General features: G+C 40.9%; 3 protein-coding genes. 1 reads left to right on the forward strand and 2 read right to left on the reverse strand.

All coding sequences use genetic code 11. From position 1 onward, the window contains the following. Positions 1-41: 41 nt before the first annotated feature. Complete coding sequence (locus ACGLXV_RS16500; protein WP_119710294.1) at positions 42-266, reverse strand: YuzB family protein; 225 nt, start codon at positions 264-266, stop codon at positions 42-44. A 267-nt stretch (positions 267-533) separates the two neighbouring features. Here ACGLXV_RS16500 and ACGLXV_RS16505 point away from each other — a divergent pair, with 267 nt between their 5' ends. Next, positions 534-1,289 carry an RsfA family transcriptional regulator gene (locus tag ACGLXV_RS16505; protein ID WP_119710295.1) on the forward strand — a complete coding sequence of 252 codons (756 nt, stop codon included), beginning with the start codon at positions 534-536 and terminating at the stop codon, positions 1,287-1,289. Positions 1,290-1,376: 87 nt separating this feature from the next. On the opposite strand, the gene lipL is transcribed toward ACGLXV_RS16505, so the two are convergent. Continuing rightward, positions 1,377-2,225, reverse strand: a complete 849-nt coding sequence (gene lipL / locus ACGLXV_RS16510) for an octanoyl-[GcvH]:protein N-octanoyltransferase (protein WP_391559490.1) — start codon at positions 2,223-2,225, stop codon at positions 1,377-1,379. Between the last annotated feature and the right edge of the window lie 47 nt (positions 2,226-2,272).

Consider the following 2,272-nt stretch of genomic DNA (forward strand, 5'->3'; position numbering starts at 1 on the left):
CAAAGAAAAAAACCACCTATCTTCCGTACCAATAGGTGATTTTATTTTTTCAGCTTCTTATTAATTTTATCCATTAATTCTTCTTCTGTTAGCGCGGCAAGGGGACGATTATTAACAAATGCGAATGTTTTCTTTCTCCCTGGTCCGCAGTATGATTGACAGCCAATTTCAATCGTTGCCTCAGGATCAATGTCCTTTAAGCGAGGAACCAACGTTTTTAAATTTACGGCCTGACAATCGTCACACACACGAAATTCATTTGCCATCTATATTACAACCCTTTCTTCGGTGCAAACTAAGCCAAGTAAACTCTTTTTAATAATCTAAACGGTATTTTACCGTTTCTTTTCTCCTAATGCAAGCTGTAATCCTTAGCCGATTATCCATAAAAAACCTGTCTATCTAGTGAAATCTTAAATATTTTTAAAAAAACTCTACTATCCTTGCAATCAATTGGTATAAAACCCGACGCATGTGGTCATGCTTTAACTAAGAACTTGAAAATGTAATTTATTGTTAGGGAGTTGAGTAGAATGAAAGTTAGACAAGACGCATGGACAGATGAAAATGATTTATTACTAGCAGAAACGGTTTTACGACATGTTAGAGAAGGAAGCACACAATTAAATGCATTTGAAGAGGTTGGGGACAAGCTTAATCGTACCTCTGCAGCATGTGGTTTCCGCTGGAATGCAGTGGTAAGGCATCGCTACGAAAAAGCGTTACAATTAGCGAAAAAGCAACGAAAGCAGCGTCAAAGAATACTAGGAAAAGACCAAGGTGGGAAAAAGAAACTATTGTACTCACCACCAGTTCCAACACTAGAAGAGGTTGGCCCAATTGCAGCAGCTGAAGTAGAAACTTACGAAGTACCAAACTTCTCTGAAGAAATGGCCATTGAGCCAGCAGCAATCGCTCAAAGCGTCACACAAGTAGCCTTACCAATCCCTGCCGCATCACAAATGCAAGCTCCAAGAGAGATGAATATGGAAACCGTAATCTCTTATCTACGATCACTAGGTGGGTCCAATATTCAAGTGGATATTTTAAAAAGTGAGAATGAGAGACTGAAACGTGAAATTGCTACATTGAAAAGACGTAATGAAGAGCTAGAAGGAAAAATCGATCATCTTGAGCAAAATACGGAAATTATCCAAGAAGATTACGAGACATTAATGAAAATTATGAACCGTGCTCGTAAACTAGTGGTGTTAGAGGAAGAAGAAGACCGTCCTGCCACTAAATTCAAGATGGACCGAAATGGAAATCTGGAGAAAATCGCTGAGTAAAATATAGATATATTTTGGGAGAGTAGGCAATAATATCTCTTAGTTGAAAAGCCGTACCTGCATTGGGTACGGCTTTTGTACTTCTCTTTATTCATTCGCCTCAACTAAAAATTTGTCATTCCGCTCCACGACTCTTAAGACATACGAATCAAGCATTTGCAATTCTTCATCCGTTAACACACCCGCCTGCAAGATCCCTGCCTTCTTTTTTAGGGTGAGCAATAGCCTAAGCATCACATCTTGAACCGTAAGTGGAACCCCAAACAACTCAGACAAAGAAGCCATGACCCTTGGCTCTATTTTTGGATAAGAGAACTTCGTCTCCTCTCCCTTAATCGCTCGATCGTAAAACTCTTGTATGACCTTGGCACGTTCGCTCCCACTTCCCGTTACGCAAAGGTAGATTTGAACCGCCACCCCGCCTCGCAAGCGCCGCTGTGAGATTCCAGCAAACTTTTTTCCATTAATGCTTAAGTCATAGCTTCCTGGACAGTAGGATCCTACAATTTCTCTCGCCTCAATCGAACAATTAAAATCAGCAAACATCTCTTGAACAAGCGTCCACATCGCATCGTATCCGCGATTGATATCGATTCCCTTCTCCTGTTCCGGGAGAATAATTGATAGATTTAGAACTCCCTCGTCGAGTACAACGGCTAATCCACCTGAATTACGAACGATATACTCGTAGTTTTGGTCTTTCAAGTACTCCAGTCCATCACTTATAAAAGGCAATCTAGTGTCTTGGATTCCAAGTACAATGGTATCGGCATGAACCCATGCCCGAACCGTCGCAGGTGCTCCCTTTGTACCTATCGAGGCGCAGAGCGTATCATCATACCCAAACGAATGAAGAGCACTCATATGAAGTCCCGTACTAGATTGATCAATAATTCGCCATGTAGGCTGGTTTAATAGTTTCTGCGCTTCTTCCATCGTATCCGTCACCTCTTGTTTTCTTGCCTTTATTTTACCATAGAAAA

Origin of the sequence: Robertmurraya sp. (assembly GCF_036676585.1) — a bacterium.
Lineage (GTDB): Bacteria > Bacillota > Bacilli > Bacillales > Cytobacillaceae > Robertmurraya_A.